Genomic DNA, 1,678 nt, shown 5'->3' on the forward strand with positions numbered 1-1,678 from the left:
ACCGTACAGCGGATTTTGGAAAACGCACCCGTCAGACGCCCCAACGGGGACGGGGAAATCCACCCTCTGTCCGGCTTGCTTTTCTGTAAGGACTGCGGCGCAAAAATGCACATTCGTATTGATTACCGGAACGGCGGCAAGCGGCATGTTGCTTTTTGCAGCGAGTACCACAAGGGGAAAGCCAAGAACCCCAAATGCCATTCCCCGCACATCATGGACGCGGACTTGCTCATGCAGACCATCGCGGAAGTGCTGAAGAAAATCGAGGACTATTCTATCAGCAACCGGGCGGAGTTTGAAGCCTTAGTGAAAAAGAACCTTGCCATGCAGCAGACCGACCAGACCAAAAAGCAGCAGAAGCGTATTCCGCAAATCACGACGCGCCTTGAACAGATTGACAAGGTGCTGAATAAGCTCTATGAGGACAACGCCCTCGGCACGATCCCGCAAGACCGCTATGAGCAGATGTCGCAGAAGTATTCGGAAGAATACTACGCGCTGAAAGCAGAGCTTGCCACGCTCCAAGAGCAGCTATCCGCTTACGAGAACGCGGGAGGACGGGCGCAGAAGTTTTTGAAGCTGACGGAACGCCATGCTGCCTTTACCGAGCTTACCCCCGCCATTCTCAACGAGTTTATCAGCCGGATTGAAGTGCATGAGCGCGACCAGAAAAGGGCGAGATACGCAATCCAGCACATCAGCATATATTTCAATTATATCGGCAAGTTTGAGAATGAAGCGACACAGCTTGCAGAGCCGACCGAGCAGGAAATCCGGCAAATGCGGGAGGAAATCGAAGAAGCCAAAAAGGAAAAGAGCCGCGCCTACCACCGGCAGTATTCAAGGGAGTACCGGGCGAGAAACCTTGAAAAGCAACGGGAGTATGACCGCATGAAAGCGCGGGAATACCGGGCAAGGAGAAAGGCGCAGGCAGCCGCCGCACAGCCCACACAGTAAAACAGAATAACCGTCAACCAAGAGGGATTTTCCGAACTACGGGAAATCCCTCTTTTGCGCCCAAAGAAAGGAGCCGCCTATGGCAGAACAGACCCCCGACAGTATCATCACAACCCAGAGGAACGGGCAGACCATTGTTGCGGAGTTATTTTTCAATCACAGCAGCACAGAAACATTCCGCGACAAGCTGCTCAAACTGGTACTTGCCGACAGCTCGCGTTTATCCGCGTCTGACGGTCAAGAGCCGGAAAAAACAGAAATCTTGCGATAACAGCCGCCCTGACGAACCATTCCCTGTCCGGGCGGTTTCTATTTGAAAATCCTTATTTTCCCCAAGTCAAGAGCCGGGAAAAACACCCGAAAAATGCCCCTATTGCGTAACAGGGGCGCAGAAAGGAGAGTTTATGAGAACAGGGCTTACCAAGCAGGAAAAGACCACCGATATTTGGTTTGATGAGAAAGACCCCCTTATCCATATCCGCACCCACAACACCGACTTAAAGAAGCGGCTTGCTGCCTACGCCGGACAGCACCCAGACCAGTGCCGCCAGACCGACGCAGACCCCGAAACGGGCTGCATGGAGTTTGAGATTGCAAAGGGACGCTTCTCTTTCCGTCTGACCGCCCCATACAACGAGGAACGGCGGGAAGCTGCGCGGCGGTCTGCCAGAGAAAACAAGGCCACTGACAGGCTGAAATGAGGTGGATTTATTCATAACCA

3 protein-coding genes are annotated in these 1,678 nt (G+C 53.2%); all 3 read left to right on the plus strand.

Annotation, left to right across the window (positions count from 1 at the left end):
- Positions 1-957 (plus strand): DUF4368 domain-containing protein (locus tag H8Z82_RS16855; protein ID WP_186995760.1); only part of this gene is annotated, 957 nt, incomplete at its 5' end.
- Between the two features lie 79 nt (positions 958-1,036).
- Positions 1,037-1,228: a transposon-encoded TnpW family protein gene (locus H8Z82_RS16860; protein ID WP_006060444.1), complete on the plus strand. Its 192-nt coding sequence runs from the start codon at positions 1,037-1,039 to the stop codon at positions 1,226-1,228.
- A 133-nt stretch (positions 1,229-1,361) separates the two neighbouring features.
- Entirely contained in the window at positions 1,362-1,658 is a 297-nt protein-coding gene (locus H8Z82_RS16865; RefSeq protein WP_117502900.1) for a hypothetical protein, read from the plus strand.
- Positions 1,659-1,678 lie beyond the last annotated feature (20 nt).

This window comes from Blautia difficilis, assembly GCF_014297245.1.
Taxonomy (GTDB): Bacteria; Bacillota; Clostridia; order Lachnospirales; family Lachnospiraceae; genus Blautia_A; species Blautia_A difficilis.